Origin of the sequence: Nonomuraea sp. NPDC049158 (assembly GCF_040648335.1) — a bacterium.
Classification (GTDB): Bacteria; Actinomycetota; Actinomycetes; order Streptosporangiales; family Streptosporangiaceae; genus Nonomuraea.
Genome location: NZ_JBEZDM010000014.1, coordinates 151,752 through 177,195, shown reverse-complemented (window position 1 = coordinate 177,195; position 25,444 = coordinate 151,752). Strand labels below are relative to the sequence as shown.

Sequence of the window (25,444 nt, the reverse complement as noted above, 5' to 3'; positions counted from 1 at the left end):
CCCGCGGGCTCCAGGCGGAGCCGGTCTCTCGCGGGAATAAGGTGGGGCACGTGGGGAACTACGACGCTCTGCTGGTGCTGTCGTTCGGTGGGCCCGAGGGGCCTGAGGACGTGTTGCCGTTTCTGGAGAACGTGGTGCGTGGCCGGGGTGTGCCGCAGGAGCGGCTGCTGGAGGTGGCCGAGCACTACCAGGGTTTCGGCGGGGTCAGCCCGATCAACGGCCAGAACCGCGCGCTCATCGAGGCGCTGCGTCCCGTGGTCGATGTGCCCGTCTACTGGGGCAACCGCAACTGGGAGCCGTTCGGCGAGGAGACCGTCCAGCGGATGACGGCCGACGGGATCCGCAAGGCGGCGGTGTTCGCCACCTCGGCGTTCGCCGGCTACTCCAGCTGCCGCCAGTACTACGAGGACATCGCCAGGATCTCCGTCAAGGGCGGCCCCGAGCTGGTCAAGATGCGGCACTTCGGGGACCATCCGGGGTTCGTCGCCGCGATGGCCGATCATGTCGGGCAGGCGCTCGACCGGCTCGGCCGCGACGACGCCCGGCTGGTGTTCACCGCGCACAGCGTGCCGGTCTCGATGGCGCGCACCGCCGGGCCCTACGGCGGCCTCTACGAGGCGCAACTGCGCAGGAGCGCCGAGCTGGTGAACGAGGCGCTGGGCCGCACCCAGCCGTGGGATCTGGTGTGGCAGTCGCGCAGCGGGCCGCCCGAGGTGCCGTGGCTGGAGCCCGACGTCTGCGACCATCTGCGCAAGACCGACGCCCGGTCGGTCGTGCTCGTGCCGATCGGGTTCGTCTCGGACCACATGGAGGTCGTCTACGACCTCGACACCGAGGCCAGGCAGGTGGCCACCGAGCTGGGCCTGCCCATGGAGCGGGCCGCGACGGCGGGCACCCACCCGGCCTTCGTCCGGATGATCCGCGAGCTGATGGAGGAGCCCGAGCCGCAGCCCTGCGCGCTCACCTGCTGCCCACCGCCCCGGCGGCGTCAGGTGTAGGCGCGGGCGTACGCCTCGGCGATGCCCATCACCTTGTTCACGTAGTCCCACGAGTGGTTGTAGAACCAGATCGACTTGCGCAGCTTCTGGCCGCCCTGGCCGGCGCCGTTCGCGCAGAGGTACTTGGCCGCCGCGGGCACCGCGTCGTACGGGCTCCAGATGTCGGACTTGCCGTCGCCGTCGCCGTCCACGCCGTAGTGCTTCCAGGTGGCGGGCATGAACTGCATCGGCCCGAGCGCGCCCGCGCTCGACGGGCCGTTGTTGCGGCCGTGCCCGCTCTCCACCTGCCCGATCGCCGCCAGCACGGTCCATGACAGGCCGGGGCAGTGGGTGGCCGAGGCTTTGTAGAGGTCGAGGTAGCTGCTGGGCCGTCCGACGTTGACCTGCTGCTGCGGCTTGGCCCTCTGCTGGGCCGGCTGCGTCGGCTGGGCCTTGGGGCGGGCGCCCAGCGTCACGACCTGGGCGCCCTTGCCGAGCAGCTTGCGTACGCCCGGCTCGCTGATGCCGGGCTTGCCGTGCAGCAGGACCGCGACGCCCGGCGCCAGGCCGAGTGCCTTGCCCATGTCGGCGCCCACCAGGCCGTCGATCCCCGACAGGCCGAGCGTGGCCGAGGCCGCGACGCGCAGGCGGGGGCCGCCGTCCACCTGGTACTCGGCGCCCAGGATCATGCCGAGCCTGCGTACGGCCGAGCTGTCGGCGACCAGTTCGCCCCTGGACAGCGCGCTCCAGACGGCCGGCTGGTCGGCGACGGCCTTGGGCGTCCAGGAGCGGAAGTCGGCCGGGTCGACGGCGAGCAGGTTCAGCCCGGTGCCGGACACCCGGACCGAGCCCGCGTCGACGACGGCGACCTTCTGCACGTGCTTGAGCTTCGCCAGGGCGAACCGGGTGGTCTTGGGCACCTCGGCGCGGGCGATCGCGAGTACGCGGGGCGGGGTGGGGGTGACGCTGGGGCCGCCCTTGCCGAAGTCCTTCACCGGCTCGGCCGTGGGCACGATCTTGTCGAGACCGGCGGTCTGCGGCTGCGTCTTCTGGGCTGGTTTCTGGGCCTTCCGTACCGGCTGCTGGTCGGCCGTACTCGCGAACAGGTCGTCCCGCGTGGACAGCGCCACTCCCACGGCCACGACCGTGACGGCGATGACCGAAGCGATCACGATCAGGACGGCGCGGAACGAGGGAAGACCGGACACCCGGCACACGTTAGCCGAGTTGCCGGAAAAATCACTTGCTGTCCGGTCAGCGCACGCGTAAATGTTGGGGCGCATCAAGGGAGAGGAACGGACGTGGTCGGGCCTTATCGGGGTTTGTTCAAGGGGCCCGGCATCAAGGGATTCGTGCTGGCCGGCTTCGTCGGCCGGATGCCGATGTCCATGCTCGGCATCGGCATCGTGCTGCTGATCTCCGGCCTCACCGAGTCGTACGCGACCGCGGGCGCCGTCGCCGCCACCACCAACGTCTCCTTCGCGGTGGCCGCGCCTTTGACCGCTCGGCTGGTCGACAGGTTCGGGCAGGCCCGGGTGATCGTGCCCTTCTCGATCGTGAACGCGCTCTCGCTGGCCGCGCTGATGCTGTCGGCGGGCTTCGGGCTGCCCGAGTGGACGTTGTACGCCGCCGGGCTGGCGGTCGGCGCGACCTCCCTGTCCCTGGGCGGGATGGTCCGCGCGCGCTGGTCGCACCTGCACGGCGGTTCGGCCAAGCTGCACACGGCCTTCGCGTTCGAGTCCGTCGCCGACGAAATGATCTTCGTCGCCGGACCGGCGCTGGTCACCGTGCTGGCCACCGCGGTCAACCCGTACATGGGACTGCTGGTGGCGCTGGTCTGCATGCTCGGCGGATCCCTCGCGCTCGCGGCGCAGCGGCGCACCCAGCCACCGACACGGCCGGGCGAGTCCAGCGCCGGGATGGCCATCCTGATTCCGGGGATCGCCCTGCTGTCCTGCGTCTATCTGGCGCTGGGGGCGGTGTTCGGGTCGGTCGACCTGATCACGGTGGCCTTCGCCGAGGAGCACGGGGTCAAGGGCGCCGCCGGGTTCCTGCTGGCCGCCATCGCGGGCGGGTCGATGGTGTCGGGGCTCTGGTTCGGGTCGCGGCACTGGCGGGTCTCGCTGCGCCACCGGTTCGTACGGGCGCTCGGGGTGCTCGTGGTGGGACTGCTGCCGATCATGTTCATCGGCGACGCGCGGATCATGGCCTTCGGCCTCTTCCTGGCCGGGCTGGCGATCTCGCCGACGCTCATCACCGGCTTCTCCCTCACCGAGCGGCTCGTGCCGCCCTCGGTGCTCACCGAGGGGCTGGCGTGGATCTCCACGTCGATCGGGTTCGGGGTGGCGATCGGGGCGTGGGCCGGGGGACGGCTCACGGAGGCGTTCGGGGCGTCCAACGCGTACGGCTTCACGCTCGCCGCGGCGGCGGTCGCGGCCGTCGTGGGCGTCGGAGGTTCGGGTTTGCTGAGACTTCCCGAGGCACCTTCACCGGCCGGGAACTGATCCGCTACGGTCGAACAACCCTCGCAACACCCTTCACAAACGAAAGCTTTCGCATGTCCCGACAAATCACTTCACTTCTGGCCATCGCGGCTGTTGCTGTCACTCTGACACCGGCGACCGCGTCCGCCACCCCCCGTCAGCCCGCCCCGGCCAAGTCGGCCGCCGTCGCCCAGGCCAAGGCGAAGGCAGTGGACTGCGCTGACGAGCAGGTCAAGTGCCTCGCCCTGACCTTCGACGACGGGCCGGGCAAGTACGCGGGAACGCTCCTCGACACGCTGAAGAAGTACAACGCCAAGGCGACGTTCTTCCTCGAAGGCCAGTACGTGAAGAGCCGCCCCGCCTTCGTCAAGCGCATGGCCAAGGAGGGCCACGAGCTCGGCAACCACAGCTACACGCACAAGAACTTCACCACCATCGAGCCGGACGCCGTCAAGAGCGAGATCCAGAAGACGCAGGACGCCGTCAAGAAGGCCGCGGGCGTCGAGCCCAAGCTGCTGCGGCCCCCGTACGGCATGCTGGACCTCCAGACCTCGGAGGTCGCGGCCGAGTTCGGCATGCCGATGATCCTGTGGACCGCCGGTTCGCGCGACTGGGCGACCAAGAACTCCGCGGAGATCAAGAAGCAGACGCTGGCCGTGGCCAAGCGCGACGGCATCATCCTCATGCACGACTGGGTGAAGCAGACCGTCGACGTGATGCCGTCGCTCGTGCAACTGCTGCAGAGCCGCGGCTACACGCTGGTGAAGGTCTCCGACATCATCAAGTCGCAGAACCTGCAGCCCGGCGACGCCTTCCCGCTTCCCGAGGGCTGGCAGAACTGAGTATCGTTCACGTTTAATCCGAACAATGCTCTAGCAAGAGGGCGGCCATGGTCTTCACGAACTGGGCCCGCAACCAGACGGCCGCGCCCGCCGAGGTGCGTACCCCGGCCTCGACCGAGGACGTCGTACGCGCCGTGAAGGACGCCGCCGCCGCCGGCCGCCGTCTGCGCATGATCGGTACGGGCCACTCCTTCACCGGAGTGGCCCTCACCGACGGCGTCATGCTCCGCCCCACCGCGCTGACCGGCGTCACCTCCGCCGCCGGCGACCGCGTCACCGTGCGCGCCGGCACGCCGGTGCGGGAGCTGAACTCCCTGCTCGCCGCGCGCGGGCTGGCGCTGGCCAACATGGGCGACATCACCGACCAGACGGTCGCGGGGGCCATCCAGACCGGCACGCACGGCACTGGGCGCGACAGCGGCGGCCTGGCCGACCAGGTCGAGGCGCTGGAGCTGGTGCTCGCGGACGGCTCGGTGGTGACGGCCTCCCCCGGGGAGGACCTGTTCGACGCCGCGCGGGTGGGGCTGGGCGCGCTCGGGGTGCTGACCTCGGTGACGTTCCGGGTGGAACCCGCCTTCCTGCTGCGCAACCGGCGGCGCCGGATGACGCTCAGCGGCATCCTCGACTCGCTCGACTCCCTGACCGCGGACAACGAGCATCTCGACTTCTTCTGGCTGCCGCACACCGACGCGTGCCTGGTCAAGACCAACAACCGCGACCCGGGCCCGGCCCGGCCGCCCAGCGCGGTCAAGCACTGGCTGGACAACGTCTTCCTGGAGAACACGCTGTTCGGCGCCGCCTGCGCTCTGGGGGCCCGCTCCCCCGGGCTGATCCCGCGGATCAACGGTGTCAGCGCCGCCGCGCTCGGCGACTCCGAGGCCGTGGACGCGTCGTACAAGATCTTCACCTCGCGCCGGGACGTGCGCTTCCTGGAGATGGAGTACGCGGTGCCGCGCGAGCACCTCGGCCAGGCGCTGCGGGAGACGCGGGCGCTGGTGGAGCGGATGGGGTGGCGGATCACGTTCCCGGTGGAGGTGCGGGTGACGCCGGCCAGCACGGCGTGGCTGTCGACGGCGTACGGCCGGCAGTCGGCGTATGTCGCCTGCCACATATATCGGCCCACGCCCAATCCCGCGTACTTCGCCGGGGTGGAGGAGATCATGACGCGGCTGGGCGGGCGGCCGCACTGGGGCAAGCTGCACACCCGGGACGCGGCGTATCTGGGGACGGTCTACCCGCGGTTCGCGGACTTCGTGGCGCTACGGGATCGGCTGGATCCGGGACGGCTGTTCGGCAACGCCTACCTGGAGACGGTGCTGGGGTAGGCATTACTGCTGATTACTGCTGATTACTGCGCCTCTTACTGTGCTTCGGCGGGCTGGTCCTGCTGCGCCGGTTGTGACTGCTGCGGCTCGGTCGGGGCGGACGGCGCTTCGGTCATGCCGTCGGGGACCTGGGCCGAAGTGGTCGCGGACGGGCTCGAGGGCTCCACCGTGTTCTTGCCGGGGTCCTTGCTCGCGTCCTTGTCCGTGCCGGTGGGCGTCGGCGTCGGGCTCTGGGACGAGCGGGTCGGCGAGGCGGTCGGGCTCGGGCTCGGCGAGGTGGTCGGCGCGCCGCTGGGCGTCGCCGGGTCGCTGTAGAGCGTCGTCCGGGGCTGGACCGCGGGCTCCTCCTTCTCCTTGCCGGGCGCCTTGCCACGCTCGGTCACCGGCTTGCCGCCGGTGAGCTGGTCGTGCACGGTGGTCCGCGCGATGGTCTGGTAGGTCAGGATGCCGCCCATGCTCACCCCGAACACCAGCGCCGCGGCCATCCCCGTCTTCGCCCACGGCACGCGCCGTCGCACCGGCACCTCGATCGGCGCCATGACCAGCGTGGTCTCGCCGGGCCGCGAGGTCTCACCCGTCTCCAGGGCCGCACTGGAGTGACGCACCGTGGCGTGCGCGGCCGTCGCCAGCTCGCCCTGGCCCTCGTCGCGCTCGGGCGGGGAATCCTGCGCGCCGGAGTCACGCCAGGCGATCACCGTGTGCTGCTTGACCTTCTCGCCCGTACGTTTCAGGTAGTGCGTGTAGACGGCGGTGGCGACCGTGCTCGCCACGCTCATCAGCGCCGCACCGATCACCGTTCCCCCCACGCCCAGGTAGGAGGCTGCGACCGCGGCCGTGACCGCCGCCAGGGCACTTCCCGCGATCTGCGGCATGCTCAGCTCGAACTTCCGCTGCTCGCCGCTCATCCCCCAGATCAGTCCTTTCTCGCCTGCGTTCGGTAAAGAGCTTTCTCGTGAATAGACGCGAGGGCGTGTCCTGTTGTTCCTGTGACGTGTGTGACAGACACCCTCGTCGCTCGTGCCCCGACGAATCGGCCTGCCCTCTCTCTACCTCGCCGCGGCCGCGGCGACGGCTGTGACCACCGCGATCCCCCTCGCCATGGCGCCCGCTTCCGGCATCGCCTCCCGGCCGCCGGTAACCGAGCCTACGCGTCCGTACATCGTTACCGTGCGTGACCGGGCCGGGGCCCGTGACCTGGTCGGCGAGATGCGATGGCGGGTACGCCGCTTCTACACCTCGGCACTGCCCGGCTTCGCCACGGTGCTGACCGCGAGCGAGCTGGCGGAGCTCAGCGCGGACCCCAGGGTCCTGGCGATCGAGCCCGACCGCGAGATCCATCCCATGCCGATCACCACGTCCGCCCTGCCGCACGCCCCCCGTGCCGCCCGTGCCACTGGGAAGGGCGTCACGGTCTTCATCGTGGACAGCGGCGTCACCCACGGCCGAACCGGGAATTCAGGGAGGACCGGCACATTCCACTCGGAGGATCTCCGCATGTCGGGCCACACGGGCAATCTCCGCGTGTCGCACGGATTCGGGGATCGGCTCTGGTGGGCCTTCGACGCCACCGGGCGTACCGGAGAAGACTGCGGCGGCCACGGCACCCGGGTGGCGCGCGCCATAGCCGGCCGGTCGCACGGCGTGGCGCCCCAGGCCGACGTCGCGTCAGTACGGGTGCTGGGCTGCGGCGGCTCCGGCAGCCTGTCGGACGCCCTGGCCGGCCTCGACTGGGTACGAAGGCACGCCCGGGGTCCCGCCGTGGCGAATCTCTCCCTCGACGGCGCCGACTCCCCGGCCCTGCGGACCGCCATGGCCCGCCTGGCCCGGTCCGGCGTCTTCGTGGTGGCCGCCACCGACGCCGGCAGGTGCCGCCTCTCCCCCACCGGCGAGACCTACTCCGCCAGAGCCCCCCGCCTGGCCGGCGCCGCCGCCCGCTACCTGGAGCTCCATCCAGCGGCCAACCCATCCGTTCTGGCCTCTTGGCTGAAGTGCGCGGCGACGCGTGACACTATTCGCCAGAATCCGTCGAGGGCTTTGCGCACGGGCAGGCCTTGAAGATGATGGAATCAACAAATGTGACTGGCGTCACATCGCCCCTGGGCTATCCCAGGAAGGCGATGTTCGGACATGCCGGGTACGGTGCTGGCAGGCAACCGGCACACGCGAGAGACTCAAGGGTCCGGGGGAAGAATGAGCAGCACGCTGACGAAGGGACTCGCATGCAGGAGCTCCGACTCGTCGCGGTAAGTGAGGACGGTACCTATCTCGTGCTGGCGACAGCAGGGCGGGGTACACGGTTCACGCTTCCCGTGGACGACCGGCTCCGTGCTGCCGTCCGCGGCAACTTCTCCCGTCTCGGCCAGTACGAGATCGAAGTGGAGAGTCCGTTGCGCCCCAAGGAGATCCAGGCCCGCATTCGTGCCGGAGAGACAGCCGAGGAGATCGCCGCCACAGCGGGCATCCCGGTCGAACGCGTCCGCTGGTTCGAGGGCCCCGTGCTCCAGGAGCGCGAGTACGTAGCCCAGCAGGCGCAGCGCGTGTCCGTACGCATGCCCGGAGAGTCCTCAGCCGGCCCGACGCTCGGCGATCTCGTCGCCGAGCGGCTCACCAGGCGCGGCGTACCCACCGACGAGATCGACTGGGACTCCGCCAAGCGCGACGACGGCCTCTGGCGCGTCAAGCTCGGCTACGTTTGGAACGGTCACACCAGGCATGCCGAGTGGCTCTTCGACCCGCGCAGGCGGCACGTCACGCCGCACGACGACGAGTCGATGCGGCTCTCGGCCGCCGACTTCGACCCCAGCCCCGTGGTGGAGGACACCACGGTCACGCCGTTCGCGCCGCGAGTGGCCAAGCTGCAGCCGGTGCCACCGCTGGCGTCGGACCCGCTGCCGTTCCCGTCGGTGATCCGCCACGAACCGGAGCCGCAGGAGCCGGCGGTCGGCTACCAGCCGAGAGGCACGGAGTCGCCCTACGGCCGCACCCCGTCCCGCGAGACCCCGTCCCGCGAGACCCCCTTCACGCCGGCCCGAGAGGCCCCCTTCGACCGCGCCCCCGCAGCCGACCCTTCCGGCCGCACATCGGAGCCCGGCTACCGCTCGGACCCGCCCGCGAGGGACTACCGCTCGGAGCCATCGGCCCCGGCGCCCGGCTACCGTACTCCCGCGCAGGAGACCGGCTACCTGACCGAGCCGTCGGCACCGGAGACGGGCTACCGCACCCAGGAGCCCGGCCACCGAAACCATCCGTCGGCGTCGTCGGCACCTTCGGCATCTTCGTCGTCGGCCTCGTCGTCGGCCTCGTCAGCGCCGTCGGCGCAGGACACCGACTACACCCGCCCCAGCGACCCTCCGGCACGTCACGGCGACCCTTCGTCCTGGCTGCCCGCCTACGGCACTCCCCGCCCGCCTGACCGCCAGACCGACCGCCCGACCGGCCGGGACGGCGAGGCCATCTACGCCGCGGCGAGCCACGACAGCACGCCTCCGGGCACCCGTACCACTGCGTCGGTGTCCGAAGACGCTGTCACGCGCCCCCCGGCACCGGACGCGCCCCTCGGCACACACGCCACGGAGGGATCGGCCACCAGCGAACGCACCTCGGACGGACCGGCCACCGACGCACGCACCACGGACGGACCGGCCACCGACGCGCCCGCTGCGCAGAGCCCGGTCGCCGCCAACGCGACCGCCGCGCAGGGCTCAGCTACCGATGCGCCCGCCATCGACGGCCCGGCTTCAAGCGTCCCGGCGGTGGGCGACCGCACCACAGAGCCGGTGGAGAACCACGCGCCGCCTGCTCCTGCGACCCCGACCGCCGCGCCCGACGTCGATGCCGCAGTAGCGTCTGCCGTCGCGCCCGAGGTTGATGCCGCAGCGGCCTCCGCCGTCACAGACTCCGCCCTGGCGAATGCCGCCGCCACAGACACCGCCATCACCGGCACCGCCGCCACTGGCAGCACCGTTGCAGACACCGCCGTCACCGGTAACGCCGTTGCAGACGCCGCCACAGACGCTGCCGCGGCGAAGGCCCCCGCTGCAGACGCCGCGGTGGCAGACGTCGTTGCCGCGGACGTCGTTGCCGCAGGCTCGGCCCCCGCGCAGACCTCTGCGGCCTCGGCGCCCACCACGGATTCGCCGTCGGCTGCGGGTTCGCCGTCTGCCGTGCCCACGGCGGCAGGCACAGACGCTCCGGCAGCGGAGTCCGTACGCCCCACCGAGGCCCCGGAGCCCACCACAGCCTCAGGGCCGACCACACCACCCCAAACCGAATCGCGCCCCACCACAGAAGTGGCGGCCGAACCGCAGACACCCATCACCGCCTCCGAGGCAAAGCCCAACAGCACTCTCACCGAGCCGCAGCCCGGTGGGACCGTCACCGAGCCGCAGCCCGGTGACACTGTCATCGAGCAGCCCGGTGACACCGTCATCGAGCAGCCCGCTGCCGCCGCAGCGACCAGCACCGCCGCAGAGAGCACCGCTGTGGAGAGCGGCTCCGCGCCGCAGACGTCTCCCACCGCGGAAAACAAGACCGAAGGCCCGGTACAGGAAGCCGCTGGCCAGGCAGCCGCCGGTCGGGAAGCTCCTGTCCAGGAAGCTTCTGGCCACGGAGCTGCTGGTCACGCAGCTGCTGGCCAGGAGGCCGCCGCAGTTGCCGGCACGCCCGCCACTACGGACACCATCACCACACCGTCCGTTACCGAGGCCGCGCCTGCCGCGAAGGACGCCACTGCCCCCGCAACGGCAGCCCACCAGGACGCATCCAAGACCGCACCCGAGACGGCCGCGCGGTCGGCAGCCGAGCCGACTCCCGACCCGACTGCAAAGCCCGCGCCCACGACAGCGCCCCCCAAGCCCAGCCCCACGGCTCCCGAGCCCCAGGCCGCCGCAGGCGCACCTGAGGCCGAGACCACCCCGGCGGCTGACACCACGTCGAAGGCCGACGCAGCCCCGAAGGCCGAGGCAACGCCGAAGGCCGGCACAGAGGTAACCGCAGCCGAGCCGGTACGAACCGCGCCCGTGCCCAAGCCCAAGCCTCAGCCCTCGAAGCCCGAACCCAAGGCAGAATCCTCGGCACCCGCACCGACCACGGCACCCGCGCCCAAGGCCGAGCCTGCATCGGCCGAGCCCAAAACCGAGCCCGCCACTGAGCCCAAGGCTGAGCCAGCGGCGGCCGAAGCTGAGCCGGCGGCGCCTGAGCCTGCCGTACCGGCCGCGAGGACGAGCAAGGACGACACCACGAAGCCCGAGCAGCCGGCGGCCAAGGAGGAGCCCCCGGTCCCGGTGCCCTCTCCCCCGCCCGCCCCTGCGGCCCGCCAGCCGCGCAAGGGCTCCAGGGGGCGTCGCGCCTCGGTGCCGACCTGGGACGAGATCATGTTCGGCGCCCGCCGCCAGGACTGAGCCGAGCGCCGCCCGCACGCACCGCTCAAGCGCCGTCCGCACACCGCCGTCTGAGCGCCCCCGCGCACACCGACAGCGCACCGCCCGGTCGGTTCGTCGGTGATCTCTCTCCCCCCGACGTCGGCGATCTCCCCCTGGGGTGCCTCCGCACCCCAGGGCCCTGAGCGCCTGGGCCCAAGCGAAGGCGCGAGGCTAAGGCGCAAGGACGCGAGCGGGGCGAGCGCGAACGGGGGCGAGGGCCCAGACGGAAGGGCGCCCGGAGTACAGGTGGGACGCACGAGGCCGGACGGGACGTGCGGTGCCAGGCGGGGCGATCGAGGCTCAGGCGGGAGGTGCCTGTCTACTGTCCCTTGGACAAGAACGGAGCCAGCCACTCCGGCGTCACTTCGGCCGGGAAGCCGATCGCCTGGGGCTGTGAGACGTCGATCGCCGAGTAGCCGCCCTTGCCTGCCCCCACCCCGGCAGTAAGCGTGTACACCCCGGCTCGCCGCTGGAACCATGTTTGCCTGATGTGCCAGCCCACCACCGCGCGGCGTTCGACCACCGCTTGCGAGCGGCGGAGGGAGCCGGAGCGGACCGCGAGGCGTACGCCGTCGTATCCGTGTCCCAGAGACCTGTACCGGTCGAGGCCGAGGGGGATCCCCGAGCCTGCCAGGAGGAGGGCGATCACGGTCCCGATCCACCAGACCGGCTGGGCGGTCAGCAGGGCCGTCAGCGCGGTGGCGGCGGCCAGCGCGAGCCACGGGGCGATGGCGCGGAAGAGGCGGCGGTTGCGGGCGATGGGCGGGTGGGGACGGAGTTCGGCCTGGTAGGAGCCGATGGCCTCCCCGGTGACCTGGAAGGCGACCGTGCGCGGGACGTCTGGCAGGAGTTGCCCGCGGGTCTGGGAGTCGCCGAGGCCCGTCACGATGGCCCAGACCCGGGCGACGCTCGCCCAACGCTCGGGGAGTCCCTCGATGATCTCGTAGCCCCGTACGCGCCCCGCCTCCAGGGACACACTGCGCCGGTTGATCAGCCCGCGTTCGGCCACCAGGTAGCCGTCGCGGCTGATGAGGCGGAAGTTCCAGTTGAACACCGCGTACATCACACCGCCCACGAACGGCATCGCCACCACGAGCAGCAGTACCACGGCGAGCAGCAGGTAGGGGTGCTCCCAGAGCCACTCCCCTACGGTGAGGGCGGCGTCCCGGCCGTAGCCGAGATCGTCGCCCCACTGGAACGCCAGCCCCACCGCACCGCCCGCCAGAGCGAACGGGGTCAGCAGGTACGCGCCGGACAGCGGGCCGTACAGCAGCCAGGTCCACGGCACGCGGATGATCTCCCGCTCGGCCTCCTCCGTCTCCGCACGGACTGCGGCCGACATCGAGGCGGCGGCGGACGCCGAGGCTGGATCGGTGGCTGCGGCGGGATCCGTGGTGGAGACGGCAGCGGAGGTCTCATCCAGCGTCGCGGCTCGAGCGGGGCGGGTGACCCGGGTGGCGCGGGTGCGTCGGAGCAGGACCGACTTCAGGCGTTCGGCCTCCTCGAGGGTGACGCCGTCGAGCTTGCCCTCCTCCTCGCCGCCGCTCGCCCCAGTGTCGATCTTGAGTACGGCCAGGCCGAGCAGCCGGTGCATGGGCGGGGTGGAGACGTCCACGCCGCGGATCCGCTCCAAGGGGATGGTGCGGACCGACCGGCTGATCAGTGAACGCTTGATCTCCAGACGGTCGCCCGTGATCTCGTAGCTGAATATCGCCCACCGGACGACGGCGAAGGCCAGCGTGACGCCGACCCCGACCGCCGCCCAGATGTACGACATGCCGGAGAACCCACCCACGAACAGCAGCCCGACAAGGGGGACGATCAGCGACGGGATCATCCGCACCGGGTGGATGAGCAGCACTTTGGGGCTCAGCCGCATCGGCACCCGAGCGAGCTCCACAGCCCCCGCAGGCCCCGCAGCCCCCGCAGCCTCCGCAGCCCCCGCAGGAACGGTCGCCGACAGGGAGGAGCCCTCACGATCAGGATCAGATGGTTCGGGCGCGGACGACTCGGAGCGAGGTTCGGGCGACGACGTGTGTGCGGGCGGCGCGGCATGAGGTTCGGGTGCGGACGAGTGCGCGGGCGTCCCGGGATGAGGTGCAGGCGCCGACGAGTCCGAGGGAGGGCCGGGGCGGGGATCGGTCACGTGGCATCGTCCCTGAGCTGCTCCGCGCGGTGTGCCAGCTCCTCCGCCAGCCCCGCCGCCACCGTGTAGTCCAGGCCCTTGATCGTCGACGACCCCGCGTGGGAGGCCGTACGGATCTCCAGTGTCGCCAGCCCGAGCAGTCGTTCCACCCACCCCTGCGCCTTGTCGACCGTCTGGATCCGGCTGACCGGCACGAAGACCCACTCGCGGGTCAGGAACCCCGACCGGGTGTAGACCACATCACCCGACAGCTCCCAGCGATGTACGGCATAGCGTACGAACGGCTCGGCCACCAGGAACGGCGTGGTCAGCACGCCGACCCCCACCGGCAGCAGCCACGGGTCGTCCGCGAACCAGCCGGGCACCCACGACCACCCGCTCCCCCCGACCCACCGCGCGACCAGGATCGAGCACCCCACGAGCAGTACGAACCCGAACAACGCCTCAGCGAGCCAGAGCCGGACGGCCTTGGGCGACACACGGTGTTGAGGATCACGCAACGGGCCAGAAGACGTCACGAGGCCAGCTTATGGCTCCCGCCCCGCGTCAGTGATCGGCCAGCGGCACTGGATGCCACCGAAGGCCACTGAAGGCCAGAGACACCGGATGCCACCGGATACCACCGTAGGCCAGAGGCACCGGATGCCACCGAAGGCCATCGGAAACTGTCGGTGCCGTAGGTCACAGTGGAGGCACCGAGGAGGAGGGGCGGGTCATGCAGTACGCGATTCAGGCAGACGGCCTGGTGAAGCACTATGGCGAGACCAAGGCGCTCGACGGTGTGGACCTCGTGGTGCCCACCGGCCGGCTGCTCGGCGTGCTGGGGCCCAACGGCGCGGGCAAGACGACCGCCGTGCGCATCCTGGCGACGCTGCTCACGCCTGACGCGGGCACGGCCACGGTGCTGGGGTACGACGTACGCCGGCAGGCGCATCAGGTGCGGTCGCTGATCGGGCTGACCGGACAGTACGCCGCGGTCGACGAGATGCTGACCGGTGTCGAAAACCTGATGATGATCGGCCGTCTGCTGGGCTTACCTCGAGGTGAGGCGAGGGAGCGGGCGAAGGCGCTGCTCGGCCGGTTCGACCTGGCCGACGCCGGGGGCCGGGCCACGAAGACCTATTCGGGTGGGATGCGCAGGCGGCTCGACCTGGCGGCGAGCCTGGTGGGCAGGCCGCAGGTGCTGTTCCTGGACGAGCCGACGACCGGTCTCGACCCGCGCAGCCGCACCGAGCTGTGGGGCGTCGTACGCGGCCTGATGGCCGACGGCGTGACCGTGCTGCTGACCACCCAATACCTGGAGGAAGCCGACCAGCTGGCCGACGACATCGTGGTGTTCGACCACGGCAAGGTCATCGCGTCGGGCACGTCCGACGAGCTCAAGGCCACCACCGGCGCGCAGGTGCTGGAGGTGCGGCCGCTCAGGGAGGACCAGCTGGACCTGGTCGCCAAGGTGGTCACCGACGTCCTCGATGTGGCACCCGACCTGTCCGGCGCCATGGTCACGGCCGCGGTGCGCGACCCCGCCGTGGTGCCCGCGATCGTCCGCCGCCTCGACGACCTCGGCATCGTCGCCTCCGAGCTGGCGCTGCGCAAGTCCAGTCTCGACGAGGTGTTCCTGGCCCTGACCGGCCACCGCGCGGAGGACGAGCAGACGGAGGAGGCTCCCGCATGACCGCCATCCCGGCGACCCTGCCCGGCCGGGTCGGACCCGGCGCCACCCTCAGACAGACCATGACGCTGGCCTGGCGGAGTCTGGTGCAGATCAAGCACAACCCGTGGGAGCTGCTCGACCTCAGCATCCAGCCGATCATGTTCCTGCTGCTGTTCACGTACGTGTTCGGCGGTGCCATCTCCGGCTCGACCGGCGACTACCTGCAGTTCGCGCTGCCTGGCCTGCTGGTCCAGAACGCCCTGTTCTACACGCTGTCCACGGCGATCGGGCTCAACACCGACATCACCAAGGGCGTGTTCGACCGGCTGCGCAGTCTGCCGATCGCGCGCACCGCGCCCCTGTCGGGCCGGATCATCGCCGACACGTTCAAGCAGGTGTGGGCGTTCGCGCTGCTGGTCGGGTTCGGGATGGTGCTCGGGTTCCGGGTGACGACCAGCGTGGCGGGACTACTCGGGGCGCTGGCGCTGCTGGTGGTCGTGGCGCTGGCGATGTCGTGGATGTCGGTCTTGATCGGGCTCAAAGCGTCGAGTCCGGAGAAGGTACAGATGATCTCCTTCTCGACGATGATGCCGCTGACGTTCACGAGCAGTGCGCTGGTGCCGGCCGACACGTTCCCCGGCTGGCTGAAGGCCTGGTCCGACGTCAACCCCGTGACCTACCTGGCCGACGCGATCCGCGGCCTGCTGATCGGCGGCGAGATCGCCTGGCCGACGGTGGTCTCGCTGCTGTGGTCGGCGGGGTTCGTGGTGGTGTTCGCGCCACTGGCGATCAGGGTTTTCCGCAGCCACGTGTGAGACCGGTTCCCGCTCGGGGGGATCGTGAATCCGCCACTCAGCGGGACACCACCCACCAGGCGGTCGGCCGGGCGTACCTGGGCACCTGCTTTTAGCGAGTGCCATGCCCCCGGCAAGCGGACTGGACCCGCGCCGCGTCCCCCACACCGCCGGGATGCCGTCCCCCCCGGCGCCCGGTCGAGCGGCCGGTCGGGTGTGGCCATCGTCACGGCGACGAGAACCAGCAGGCCGGGGCCCGATCCCCGGCGATTCCCACGGTTTCCCGGCCCCGCCGGACCGGTTGCGGGCCGAGGGCGGCGAAGGTCATGGATGTGGCGAAGTTCACTCCTATCTTGTCCGCATTGCAACCCTTTTCCGGTCCTTTACCGACCACCGACCCTCGCGAAACGGTCGGCGCACGGCGGATAGCCGCGTAGCATCATGCGGCATGGGGCTGTGTAACACGGCAGGACGCGTGAGACACATCGCTGTCTCTGTGACAGCGGTGGCTGTCGTGCTCGCGTCGTCCGGTTGCGACTTCCTCGTCGGAAGGTCCCAGGCCAAGGAGATCGCCGAGATCAACGTTTCGAGCCCGGAGATGCGCGCCGGCGAACCGCTGCCGCGCGAATACTCCTGCAAGGGCGCCCAGGGCAGTCCGCCTCTGCGCTGGTCCAGCGAGCCTCTGCCCGACGCCAAGTCGATCGCGATCGTGGTCGACTCTCTCTCACCATCAGAATCCGCCGTCCAGTGGGTGCTCTACAACATCCCCGCGACGACGACCGAGCTGGGGCCGAACGCCGCCGCGAGCCCGCCGGAAGGCGCGAGCCAGGCCAAGGTGACCAGCGGCAAGGCGGGCTACCAGCCCCCCTGCGTGGAGAAGGCCAGCTACCGGTTCAGCGTCTACTCGCTGAACGGCAAGGTCGAGGTCCAGGAGGGCGCCCCCCTCTCCGAGGTCTTGAGAAAGATCGCGGACCAGACCATTGCTCGTGGGCGGCTCACGGTGGTGAACATCCAGTGAGACAACACTCACTAAACGTAGTAATAGTTACCAATTCTTCACGTAGGGTGTGACAACGCTCATAGTGGTCCGACACAATCAGATCCAATCGCTAGGTGCTGGTGATCAAAGGGGGAAGGTCGCGTCGATGGCCGCGCGATCTCACCGGTGCCGCAGGGAGGCCATGGCTTTGAGGGTGGTGCAATGATCGCGGTCGTAGTCAGCTTGGTCGCTGTCGTGCTCCTCGTGCTCGTCGTCGTGGCACTGGGCATGCGTTCTATGAACCGTCGGGAGAGCTCTCTGCCTCCCGAGCGGCTGAAGCAGATGGCCGAGAAGGATGAGAGGACTCAGACGCGGTCCACGGACGAGTTCTCCAAGAGCGAACCGCGTATGAACAACTTCAGCCCTGACTTCAGTCCTATCGGCGAGGCCAAGGCCAAACCGGTACGCACCGGCCAGCGCGGCAAGCGCGGTGTGGACGAGTGGGGCAACCCCCACACCGACGTCGAGGACGAGGAGTTCTGGGCCAACATCCGCAGCGACGCGGAAGAGGGCGGCTTCGGCGCCGGCGGCACGGTCGCGGCGCGCAAGGGCGCCTCCCGTCCCGTCGAGCGTCCTTCGGACCGACCCTCTGAGCGGCCTGCGGAAAGGGCGGAAAGGCCCGCCGAAAAGCGGCCCGGGCGAACCCCCGCCGCACGCACCGCCGCCGAGCGGGAGCGGGAACGCGAGAAGCAGCCCAGCGCCCAGCGCGAGCAGCAGCGGCCCGCCGCCAAGCGGGAGCGGCCCGGCAAGCGCGAGCCCGTCACCGCCGTCGACCCCAACGCGGCCACCGTCCAGGCACCGCTTCCCGGGCGCTCCCAGCGTTCGCGCTCGCAGCGGCCCGCCGCCGCGAGCGCTTCGTCCGGCTCGTCCGGTCTGGCCGACCTCGTGGAGTCGGCACAGCGTCCGGCCCCGACGGCCGCCGAACTGGCCGACCAGCGCACGGTGACGTTCTCGGCGCCGACGCCGCCCGACGTGATGAGCATCCTCGGCGTGGGCGCGCAGCAGGTGCAGCCGCCCCAGCCCGGGGCCGGCAGCGGCTCGTTCCCCGCCGTCGGCAGCGGCACCTCGCTGAGCACGAACAGCCCGGCCACCACCAGCGGCTCGTTCCCGGCGGCCACCAGCGGTTCCTTCCCCGCCGTCGGCGGCAGCGGCTCGTTCCCCGCCACGCCGGCCCCCGGCACCAGCGGTTCGTTCCCCGCCGCGCCGGTCACCCCGCTCGGCGGCGCGCAGCCCGGCGTCCCGTTCACGGTCTACGGCGCCAACACCGACCCGCTGGAAACCACCTGGACCAACCCGCCGGTCGTGCCGACGGCGTCGGGTTCGTGGCCCGCGCTGCAGCACCACGACATCCTCGACGACCCCACTCCCGCCGCCCCGTCGAGCGACTCCTGGCCGGCCTTCGAGCCGCAGCAGCCCGCCGCCGCCCCCCGCTCCTCCTATCCGGCCTCCTATGAGGTACGCGCCGGCTGGGCCGTGGCCGACGACTCCGACCCGCTGACCGGCCCCTCCCCCGCCACCGGCACCCCCACGGCGCCCGCGCGGGCGGTCTCGGCCTACGACGACGTGCTGTCGGCCCCGCCCATGCAGCCGGCGCCGCAGCACTTCGCGTACGAGACGGGCGACATCACCAGCCTCCCGCCCGGCCAGATCGCGCAGACCTTCGCGTACGAGACCGGCGACATCACCAGCATTCCGCCCGGCCAGATGCCGGCGGGCTGGGGCGAGCCGCCGGCGAACAACGCCGCCTGGCCCAACTACGGCGGCACGCCCGAGGCGGGTGCCCGGCAGGGCGGCCGCAACGGCGGCGCCCAAGGCAACAGCGGCGGGCACCGTCGCTCCACCCCCGAGCAGGAATTCCCCGACTACTACCGCTGATCGGCGAGCACCACGCCGACCGCCGAACGGCGGCCGAGTGACGGCGGCCACTCATTAATCTGTAAAGCCGCCGATGACCCCTTAAGCCCCCGGCACGCAGGGCAATAGGGTTCGACGTATGATCGGCACTCTGAGTCGCGTGCTGAGCACGCTCAGGTACGACGTACCTGCCTCGCTCGTGGTCTTCCTCATCGCGGTGCCCCTTTCGCTGGGCATCTCGATGGCCTCAGGTGCCCCGCTGGCCGCCGGGTTGATCGCCGCCATGGTCGGCGGCATCGTGGCGGGCGCGCTCGGTGGCTCCGCCGTCCAGGTGAGCGGGCCCGCGGCGGGCCTGTCCCTGGTCGTCGCGGATCTCGTGCAGACGTACGGCTGGCGGGCCACCTGCATGATCACCCTGATCGCGGGGGCGGTGCAGCTGGTGCTCGGGGTCTTCCGGGCGGCCAGGGCGGCGCTGGCGGTCTCGCCGGCCGTCATCCACGGCATGCTCGCGGGCGTCGGCGTGGTCATCGCGCTCTCCCAGCTGCACGTCGTGCTGGGCGGCAGGCCACAGCGTTCGGCGCTGGCCAACATCGTGGAGCTGCCCGCGCAGCTCGCCGAGATGCACGGCCACACGGTGGCGGTGGGCCTGCTCACGATCGCCGTGCTGGCGCTGTGGACGCGCCTGCCCAAGCGGGTCAAGGTCGTGCCGGCGCCGCTGGCCGCGCTGCTGGTGGCCGGCGTCACCGCGTGGGCCTTCGACTGGGACGTCACCCGCATCGATCTGTCCAACGCCGTCACCTCCTGGGCCTTCCCCGTGCTGCCGTCCGGCGACTGGCACCGGATCGTGGCGGCCGTGCTGCTCGTCGCGCTGCTGGCCGGGGTCGAGTCGCTGCTCTGCTCGGTCGCGGTGGACGGCATGCACGACGGCCCCCGTACCGACCTCGACCAGGAGCTGAGCGGGCAGGGCGTGGCCAACATGGTCTCGGGCGCGCTGGGCGGGCTGCCGGTGGCGGGTGTGATCGTCCGCAGCACCGCGAACGTGCAGGCGGGCGGGCGCTCCCGGTTCTCGGCGGTCCTGCACGGGGTGTGGGTGGTGGTGTTCGCCCTCGGGTTCGGCTGGACGATCAAGCTGATCCCGATGGAGGCGCTGGCGGCGCTGCTCGTCTTCATCGGCGTGCAGATGGTCAACCTGGGCCATGTCAGGAAGGTGCACGGCCATGGCGAGGTGCCGGTCTACCTGGTGACGATGGGGGCCGTGCTGGTCCTCGGGCTCGCCGAGGGCGTGCTGGCCGGTCTCGCGCTGGCCGCGCTGCTCGCCCTGCGGCGGCTGACCTGGGTCACCGTGAAGACCCGGCCGGAGCAGGACGGGCGCGTCCACGCGACGATCTCCGGCTCGCTCACCTTCCTGGGCGTGCCCAGGCTCACCCGTGACCTGCGCGCCATCCCGCCCGGCACGGCCGTGGACCTCGACCTGAACATCGACTTCATGGACAACGCCGCCTTCGAGGCGATCCACTCCTGGCGGTTGAACCACGAGCGGCTGGGCGGCAGCGTCGACATCGACGAGCTGCACGACGAGTGGTACGCCATGGCGGCCAGCGGGACTCGCCTGTCCCGGACCAAGACACCGCCGCGCACGCCGGACCGGTGGTGGCTGCCGTGGTCGCACCGCCACCACCGCCCCGCCCGGCACGGCGTGACGGCTCCGGGCGGGCCCCGTCCGGCCAGCGTGGAGTGCCAGCTGACGGCGGGCGCGCGGGAGTATCACCGGCGTACGGCTCCGCTGGTGCGGCCCATCTTCACCGAGCTGGCCCGCAAGCAGCAGCCCACGCACCTGTTCATCACCTGCGCCGACTCACGGGTCATCCCCAGCCTGATCACCGCGAGCGGCCCCGGCGACCTGTTCACCGTGCGCAACATCGGCAACCTGGTGCCACGCAGGGGCGCCGAGCCGCACGACGACTCCGTGGTGGCGGCCATCGAGTACGCGACGCAGGTCCTGGGCGTACACACGATCACGGTCTGCGGGCATTCGGGCTGCGGGGCGATGTGCGGGCTGCTCAGCGGCGGGGTGAAGGCGGGCAGCCTGCCGGGGATGCGGCGCTGGCTGCGGCACGGCTACCACAGCCTGGCCACGTTCATCGAGACCGCGGACGAGCCGCTCGACAGCGGGGCGCTGGACCGGCTGTGCAGGGTCAACGTGCAGCAGCAGCTGGAGAACCTGCGGACCTATCGCAAGGTGGACGAGCAGGTACGGGCCGGGCAGCTGGAGCTGGTGGGCCTGTACTTCGACATCAGCTCCGCCAGGGTGCACATGCTGCCGCCCCTCCCGTCTACGCTCTCCGTGAAGATATGACCGGTTTGCTGGTCATACGCGAAGAATGTCGGCATGAGAGTACTGGTCATCGGCGGGACGAGATTTCTGGGACGAACCATCGTCGAGGAGGCGCTGGCACGAGGGCATCAGGTCACGACGTTCAACAGGGGGCAGAGCGGGGCGGATCTGCCGGGCGCGGTGGCCGTCCGGGGTGACCGCGAGGTGACGGCGGACCTCGAACGGCTGGCCGACGGTCACACGTGGGACCTCGTGGTCGACACGTCCGGCTATGTGCCGCGGGTCGTCGGTGAGTCGGCGCGGACGCTGTCGGGACATGTGGCGACATACGCGTTCATCTCCTCGGTCTCCGCCATCGACGGCTTCCCCGGCAAGCCCGCCACCGAGAGCTCGGGGGTGTGGGACTGCGCGCCGGACGCCGGTCCTGACGACGGTGATTACGGGGTGCTGAAGGCCGGCTGCGAGCGGGCCGTGGAGCAGGGGTTCGACGGCAACGTACTGATCGTGCAGCCGGGTCTGATCCTCGGCCCGTACGAGAACGTCGGCCGGCTGCCGTGGTGGCTGAACCGGATCTCCCAGGGCGGACCGGTGCTCGCGCCGGGTGACCCGGGCACGCCGATGCAGCTCGTGGACGCGCGGGACGTCGCCGTCTTCACCCTGGACCAGGCGGAGCTCGGGACGGCCAGCCGGTTCGCGGTGACCGGGCCCGCGGGCAACACCACGTACGGCGAGTGGCTGGAGCTGGGCAAGGAGGCGACCGGGTCGGACGCGGAGTTCGTCTGGGTGGATGATCGGTTCCTCGTCGATCAGGAGGTGGGGACGTGGGTCGAGCTGCCGCTGTGGGGCGGGCCGCCGTCGGACGAGGTCGCCAACTTCTGGAGCGTGCCCACGGCCAAGGCTGAGGCGGCCGGGCTGCGCGTACGGCCGGTGGCGGAGACGGTGCGGGACACGTGGGCGTGGTTGCGTGACGTCCCGGAGGCGGAGCGGTCCTACGGGGCCAAGGCGCTGCACGGCATCGCGCCCGAGAAGGAGGCGGCGGTGCTGGCCGCTTGGGCCGCCCGTTCCGCGTAATCGCGCACAGAGCTCAGCCCGTCCGTTCCGCGCGCACAGACGTCGGGGCGCCCGTTCTGCGTAATCGTCCACAGACCGCTGGGCGGCGGCGGGTTAGCGTCAGCGGTGTCGCGCTTGGCAGTCCTTGGTCCCCCACCCTGGCCCGGCGCGGCGGCCGGTCCTCAATCCTAGGGGCCGGAGGGGCGGAGGTATCCGCTGTCAGTGGTAGCGGGACAGCCGGGTGGTCACCTCCGCCCCTCACCACGCCGGCTCCGACCTGATCAGGTCCTGGTCCGGCCAGGAGCCGAGGGGACGTGGGCGAGCAGGGTGTCGAGAGCGGCGGGCTCGGCCGCGCCGCCCGCCGCCAGGACGACGCCCTGCCGGTCGGTCAGCACGGCGTACGGCGGCCAGGGGATGCCGTGACGGTCGAACACCCCGGGGTCGATCACCAACGGCAACCCGACCCCCTGGGCGGCCAGGTAGTCGCGGACCTGCCCCTCCACCGCGGCGCTCACCAGGACGACGTCCACCTGCTTCACCGCGACGAAGGCGGGCAGCATGGCACTGCAGACGCCACACGTCGGCCCGATCAGCGCGTACAGGACTCCGGGCCGTTCAGAGGCGAGGGTCGCGGCAGGTGGGGGCACGTCCCAGCGGGTGCCGGGGCGAGGACCGGCGCGGCCGCGCTCTATGGCTGCGATCAGCCGGGCGGGCAGGAAGGTCAGCGCGAGGTACGCCGCTCCTAGCAGCAGGTGGACGGGGGTGAACGGGGAAGGTCCCGCGACGACGGCCATGACCGCCAGCACCGCGAGCAGACCGGTACGCGTCATGGTGGCGGCGCCGACGAGGCCGTGGTCGCCGAAGCAGCCGCAACCGACGCTCAGCCCGCGCCACAGCACGGACGCCATCGCGGCGAGGAAGGCGGCGAACAGTGCCGCCGCCAGGAGCGCGCCCCAGCGCCGGGTGGGTGGCGCGGTGAGCAGCCCCGCCGCCGCCAGCTCCGCCACCACCACCGCGACGGCGGCGACGACCGTGAGCCGCTGCGGGATGAGCTGGTAACCCGCGATGTCGGCGGCGAATCCGGCCAGGTCACGGGCCTTGCTCACAGCCGCGTACAGCAGGACCGCGATCAGCGCCGTATAGGCCGACGACAGAACGATCATGTGGCCGACTCCCGGTAGGCCTGGGCCTGGAGGGTGTACATGTCGGCGTAGAGGCCGCCCTCCTCCATCAGCTCGGCATGCGTGCCCTGCTGCGCCACCCGCCCATGGTCGAGGACGTAGATGCGGTCGGCGTACCGGACGCTGGCCAGCCGGTGCGTGATGAGGACGATGGAGCGGCCGTCGGCGTACTTGCGGATGCGCTCGAACAGGGCGTGTTCGGCGCGGGCGTCCAGCGCGGAGGTCGGCTCGTCGAAGATCACCAGGGCGGCGTCGCGGTAGAAGCCGCGGGCCACGGCGATCCGCTGCCACTGCCCGCCCGACAGGTCGTGGCCGCCTCGGAAACGCTGGTCGAGCAGCGAGTCGTACCCCTGCGACAGCCCCGCCACCACCTCGTCGGCCCCGGCGGCGGCCGCGGCGGCGGCCAGGCGGCCTTCGTCCAGCGGGCGGCCCATGAGGATGTTCTCGCGCAGGGTCAGCGGCCAGCGGGTGTGGTCCTGGGCGATCACCGAGATGAGCCCACGCGTGTCGAGGTCGGCCAGGTCGGCGCCGTCCCAGCGGATCGTCCCCGAGTCCGGCCGGTACAGTCCGGCCAGCAGCTTGGCCAGCGTGGTCTTGCCGGAGCCGTTCTCCCCGACCAGCGCGATGACCTCGCCGAACCCCACCGAGACGCTGATCCCGTTGAGCGTGGGGCCGCTCGCCCCTGGGTAGCTGAAGGTCACCTGGTCGGCGGCCAGCCGCCCGGACGGTTCCGGAGCCTCCGTACCGGATGGCTGTCGCACGAGCGAGGCGGCCAGCGCGCGGAACGACAGGTAGTCGCCGAAGTAGAGGCCCGACTCGTACAACCGGTTCATCATCTGCACCAGCGCGGCGAGGGACATCTGGCCGGCGCGGATGGCCAGCACGGCCGCGCCCGCCACCGCGAGCGGGATGACGCCGATGGCCAGCAGCCCGGCCAGCGCGGCGTAGACGGCGACGGTCGCGGCGCCGGTCAGCAGGTCGCCGGCGGCCTTGGTGACGGCACGGCGGCGCGCGACGTCGAGTTGCACGTCCTGTTCGAGGTCGGCGACGGTCGCGTACTCGCCGAGCAGGAAGTCACGCAGCGCGAACGCGCGCACCTCGGCGGCGGGCAGCCGCTCGGCCATCAGGTCCGACAGCATGAACTTGCGCCGCCGCGCGGCCGACAGCCGGTAGTACCCCTGGTACTGCAGGCGCGCCGCCCGCACCGCGGCCCAGCCCGCGGGCACGACCGTGACCAGCAGCAGCGGCGTCAGGAGCGGGTGCATGAGGCCGAGCGCCACGGCCGAGGCCAGCACGCCGACGGCGCCGCCGAGCACGGCGATCGTCGCCTCGACCACGCCCGCGGCGTCGGGTACGCCGCTGTCGCGGGCTCTGCGCATCGCGTTGTGGAACTCGTCGTCGTCGAACGCGGTCAGCTCCACCTGGGTGGTCAGCTCGAAGAGCCGTGTCTCGGCCAGACGTTCGACCTCTACCTTGAGCCGCGCCTGGGCCCAGGTGGCGGCGGTCAGCAGCGCCCCGCGCAGCCCGGCGGCGGCCGCGACCAGCGCCAGCGAGGGCAGCGCCGCCCGGACGCGCTCGGGCGTCGGCCCGCCGGCGAACAGCGAGGCGAGCACGTCGGACGTCGCGACCAGGCCGTAGACGGTGAAGACGCCGGCCATCAGGTTTCCGGCCAGCGCGACGATCGTGTCGCGGCGGTGCGCCTCCCAGGCCATGCGTAACGCGGACATCACCAGGTACGGCAGGCGACGCGCGATCTTCGCCATGCTCGCCGTCAGGAGTTCGTCGCCATGGCTCTCCCAGTAGGCGAGGGCCAGCCCCGACCTGTCCTCCGGAACGTCCGGGGTGCGCTTCTTCCAGAACGCTTTCATGCGGGAAGCCAGGGGATCACCTAGCCAATCTAGGTGACCGTTGTGTCGTCGTAAACCCCTCTTGTAAACGATTTCTCGCCGACGCGGTCGGGCAAGGAATCCCGTTCCGTGATGCCTGGACATATTTGGTGAGGTATGAACATAATGCGTCCGTTTGGCCGCGACAGGCGATTCCCATCGCGGTCAGGGCACGGGTAACGGCACTTATCCAGTGCCGTCCCGAGGCTCAAGCCCCACATCGGCCGCCTACCGGTGGCCAAGGAAGGAGCCCTTATGTCCGTTCTTACGCTGGAGCCCCGCGACGCAGGCGTTCTGGAGTACGAGGACCTCGTCGTCGACTTCGAAGGCGAGCTCACCGCACTGCTCCACGGGCCTCAGGCCTGCGTGAACACCTGCAAGCGCACCGTTTGCTCGACGTTCCCCTGCTGCCCGTCGATCGTGTAATCGGGCGGTAACGCGTTCGGCGTTCCGCGGCG

Annotated in this window: 19 protein-coding genes; 13 read left to right on the top strand and 6 right to left on the bottom strand. The window is 71.2% G+C overall.

All coding sequences use genetic code 11. The features are described 5' to 3' along the window. The first annotated feature begins 50 nt into the window (after positions 1–50). The gene (locus AB0B61_RS29170) at positions 51–998 is read left to right on the top strand and encodes a ferrochelatase (protein ID WP_358438256.1); all 948 of its coding nucleotides are present in this window, start codon (positions 51–53) and stop codon (positions 996–998) included. Here the strand turns inward: AB0B61_RS29170 and AB0B61_RS29165 are convergent. Then, positions 989–2,185, bottom strand: a complete 1,197-nt coding sequence (locus tag AB0B61_RS29165; protein WP_358438253.1) for a lytic transglycosylase domain-containing protein — start codon at positions 2,183–2,185, stop codon at positions 989–991. The genes AB0B61_RS29170 and AB0B61_RS29165 overlap by 10 nt on opposite strands. A 93-nt stretch (positions 2,186–2,278) precedes the next feature. On the opposite strand from AB0B61_RS29165, the gene AB0B61_RS29160 reads away from it, so the two are divergent. From AB0B61_RS29160 to AB0B61_RS29150, 3 genes are read left to right on the top strand one after another with little or no spacing between them, the layout of a single operon-like run. Next, positions 2,279–3,481 carry an MFS transporter gene (locus tag AB0B61_RS29160; RefSeq protein ID WP_358438250.1) on the top strand — a complete coding sequence of 401 codons (1,203 nt, stop codon included), beginning with the start codon at positions 2,279–2,281 and terminating at the stop codon, positions 3,479–3,481. Between the two features lie 53 nt (positions 3,482–3,534). Beyond that, positions 3,535–4,302 carry a polysaccharide deacetylase family protein gene (locus tag AB0B61_RS29155; RefSeq protein WP_358438247.1) on the top strand — a complete coding sequence of 256 codons (768 nt, stop codon included), beginning with the start codon at positions 3,535–3,537 and terminating at the stop codon, positions 4,300–4,302. A gap of 47 nt (positions 4,303–4,349) precedes the next feature. Continuing rightward, positions 4,350–5,627, top strand: coding sequence for a D-arabinono-1,4-lactone oxidase (locus AB0B61_RS29150; RefSeq protein WP_358438245.1), 1,278 nt, complete (start codon positions 4,350–4,352; stop codon positions 5,625–5,627). A gap of 35 nt (positions 5,628–5,662) precedes the next feature. Here the strand turns inward: AB0B61_RS29150 and AB0B61_RS29145 are convergent, their stop codons facing one another. After that, positions 5,663–6,532 carry a hypothetical protein gene (locus tag AB0B61_RS29145; RefSeq protein ID WP_358438242.1) on the bottom strand — a complete coding sequence of 290 codons (870 nt, stop codon included), beginning with the start codon at positions 6,530–6,532 and terminating at the stop codon, positions 5,663–5,665. A gap of 112 nt (positions 6,533–6,644) precedes the next feature. Here AB0B61_RS29145 and AB0B61_RS29140 point away from each other — a divergent pair, with 112 nt between their 5' ends. Continuing rightward, positions 6,645–7,682: a S8 family serine peptidase gene (locus AB0B61_RS29140; RefSeq protein WP_358438239.1), complete on the top strand. Its 1,038-nt coding sequence runs from the start codon at positions 6,645–6,647 to the stop codon at positions 7,680–7,682. 164 nt (positions 7,683–7,846) lie between these two features. Next, positions 7,847–11,026 (top strand): septation protein SepH, encoded by a 3,180-nt coding sequence (sepH, locus tag AB0B61_RS29135; RefSeq protein ID WP_358438236.1) that lies wholly within the window; start codon positions 7,847–7,849, stop codon positions 11,024–11,026. Between the two features lie 340 nt (positions 11,027–11,366). On the opposite strand, the gene AB0B61_RS29130 is transcribed toward sepH, so the two are convergent. Continuing rightward, entirely contained in the window at positions 11,367–12,926 is a 1,560-nt protein-coding gene (locus tag AB0B61_RS29130; RefSeq protein ID WP_358438479.1) for a PH domain-containing protein, read from the bottom strand. Positions 12,927–13,189: 263 nt separating this feature from the next. After that, positions 13,190–13,711 (bottom strand): PH domain-containing protein, encoded by a 522-nt coding sequence (locus tag AB0B61_RS29125; RefSeq protein WP_358438233.1) that lies wholly within the window; start codon positions 13,709–13,711, stop codon positions 13,190–13,192. Between the two features lie 197 nt (positions 13,712–13,908). Here AB0B61_RS29125 and AB0B61_RS29120 point away from each other — a divergent pair, with 197 nt between their 5' ends. The 6 genes from AB0B61_RS29120 to AB0B61_RS29095 all read left to right on the top strand — a co-directional run bounded on the left by AB0B61_RS29120 (position 13,909) and on the right by AB0B61_RS29095 (position 21,940). Beyond that, entirely contained in the window at positions 13,909–14,868 is a 960-nt protein-coding gene (locus tag AB0B61_RS29120) for an ATP-binding cassette domain-containing protein (protein ID WP_358438230.1), read from the top strand. Then, positions 14,865–15,662 carry an ABC transporter permease gene (locus tag AB0B61_RS29115; protein WP_358438227.1) on the top strand — a complete coding sequence of 266 codons (798 nt, stop codon included), beginning with the start codon at positions 14,865–14,867 and terminating at the stop codon, positions 15,660–15,662. Before AB0B61_RS29120 ends, AB0B61_RS29115 begins: the two co-directional genes overlap by 4 nt. 475 nt (positions 15,663–16,137) lie before the next feature. Next, positions 16,138–16,659, top strand: a complete 522-nt coding sequence (locus AB0B61_RS29110) for a YbhB/YbcL family Raf kinase inhibitor-like protein (RefSeq protein ID WP_358438224.1) — start codon at positions 16,138–16,140, stop codon at positions 16,657–16,659. A gap of 183 nt (positions 16,660–16,842) precedes the next feature. After that, positions 16,843–18,555: a hypothetical protein gene (locus tag AB0B61_RS29105; RefSeq protein WP_358438221.1), complete on the top strand. Its 1,713-nt coding sequence runs from the start codon at positions 16,843–16,845 to the stop codon at positions 18,553–18,555. A gap of 118 nt (positions 18,556–18,673) precedes the next feature. Then, positions 18,674–20,890 (top strand): bifunctional SulP family inorganic anion transporter/carbonic anhydrase, encoded by a 2,217-nt coding sequence (locus AB0B61_RS29100; protein WP_358438218.1) that lies wholly within the window; start codon positions 18,674–18,676, stop codon positions 20,888–20,890. Positions 20,891–20,923: 33 nt separating this feature from the next. After that, complete coding sequence (locus AB0B61_RS29095; protein WP_358438216.1) at positions 20,924–21,940, top strand: NAD-dependent epimerase/dehydratase family protein; 1,017 nt, start codon at positions 20,924–20,926, stop codon at positions 21,938–21,940. Positions 21,941–22,200: 260 nt separating this feature from the next. Here AB0B61_RS29095 and AB0B61_RS29090 read toward each other — a convergent pair whose 3' ends face one another. Together AB0B61_RS29090 and AB0B61_RS29085 are read right to left on the bottom strand one after the other, a co-directional pair. Beyond that, complete coding sequence (locus AB0B61_RS29090) at positions 22,201–23,082, bottom strand: MauE/DoxX family redox-associated membrane protein (protein ID WP_358438213.1); 882 nt, start codon at positions 23,080–23,082, stop codon at positions 22,201–22,203. Further along, on the bottom strand, positions 23,079–24,968 hold the full coding sequence (locus tag AB0B61_RS29085; protein WP_358438210.1) for an ABC transporter ATP-binding protein: 1,890 nt from the start codon (positions 24,966–24,968) through the stop codon (positions 23,079–23,081). Before AB0B61_RS29085 ends, AB0B61_RS29090 begins: the two co-directional genes overlap by 4 nt. A 273-nt stretch (positions 24,969–25,241) precedes the next feature. Here AB0B61_RS29085 and AB0B61_RS29080 point away from each other — a divergent pair, with 273 nt between their 5' ends. Next, the gene (locus AB0B61_RS29080) at positions 25,242–25,412 is read left to right on the top strand and encodes an SflA family class IV lanthipeptide (protein ID WP_358438207.1); all 171 of its coding nucleotides are present in this window, start codon (positions 25,242–25,244) and stop codon (positions 25,410–25,412) included. Positions 25,413–25,444: the final 32 nt, after the last annotated feature.

Bases quoted from the DNA above. Each gene is read 5' to 3' on its own strand.
- AB0B61_RS29085 (WP_358438210.1), bottom strand. From the start codon at position 24,968: ATGAAAGCGTTCTGGAAGAAGCGCACCCCGGACGTTCCGGAGGACAGG.
- AB0B61_RS29130 (WP_358438479.1), bottom strand. From the start codon at position 12,926: ATGCGGCTGAGCCCCAAAGTGCTGCTCATCCACCCGGTGCGGATGATC.
- AB0B61_RS29150 (WP_358438245.1), top strand. From the start codon at position 4,350: ATGGTCTTCACGAACTGGGCCCGCAACCAGACGGCCGCGCCCGCCGAG.
- AB0B61_RS29090 (WP_358438213.1), bottom strand. From the start codon at position 23,082: ATGATCGTTCTGTCGTCGGCCTATACGGCGCTGATCGCGGTCCTGCTG.
- AB0B61_RS29115 (WP_358438227.1), top strand. From the start codon at position 14,865: ATGACCGCCATCCCGGCGACCCTGCCCGGCCGGGTCGGACCCGGCGCC.
- AB0B61_RS29105 (WP_358438221.1), top strand. From the start codon at position 16,843: ATGATCGCGGTCGTAGTCAGCTTGGTCGCTGTCGTGCTCCTCGTGCTC.
- sepH (WP_358438236.1), top strand. From the start codon at position 7,847: ATGCAGGAGCTCCGACTCGTCGCGGTAAGTGAGGACGGTACCTATCTC.
- AB0B61_RS29145 (WP_358438242.1), bottom strand. From the start codon at position 6,532: ATGAGCGGCGAGCAGCGGAAGTTCGAGCTGAGCATGCCGCAGATCGCG.
- AB0B61_RS29100 (WP_358438218.1), top strand. From the start codon at position 18,674: ATGATCGGCACTCTGAGTCGCGTGCTGAGCACGCTCAGGTACGACGTA.
- AB0B61_RS29095 (WP_358438216.1), top strand. From the start codon at position 20,924: ATGAGAGTACTGGTCATCGGCGGGACGAGATTTCTGGGACGAACCATC.
- AB0B61_RS29080 (WP_358438207.1), top strand. From the start codon at position 25,242: ATGTCCGTTCTTACGCTGGAGCCCCGCGACGCAGGCGTTCTGGAGTAC.
- AB0B61_RS29120 (WP_358438230.1), top strand. From the start codon at position 13,909: ATGCAGTACGCGATTCAGGCAGACGGCCTGGTGAAGCACTATGGCGAG.
- AB0B61_RS29155 (WP_358438247.1), top strand. From the start codon at position 3,535: ATGTCCCGACAAATCACTTCACTTCTGGCCATCGCGGCTGTTGCTGTC.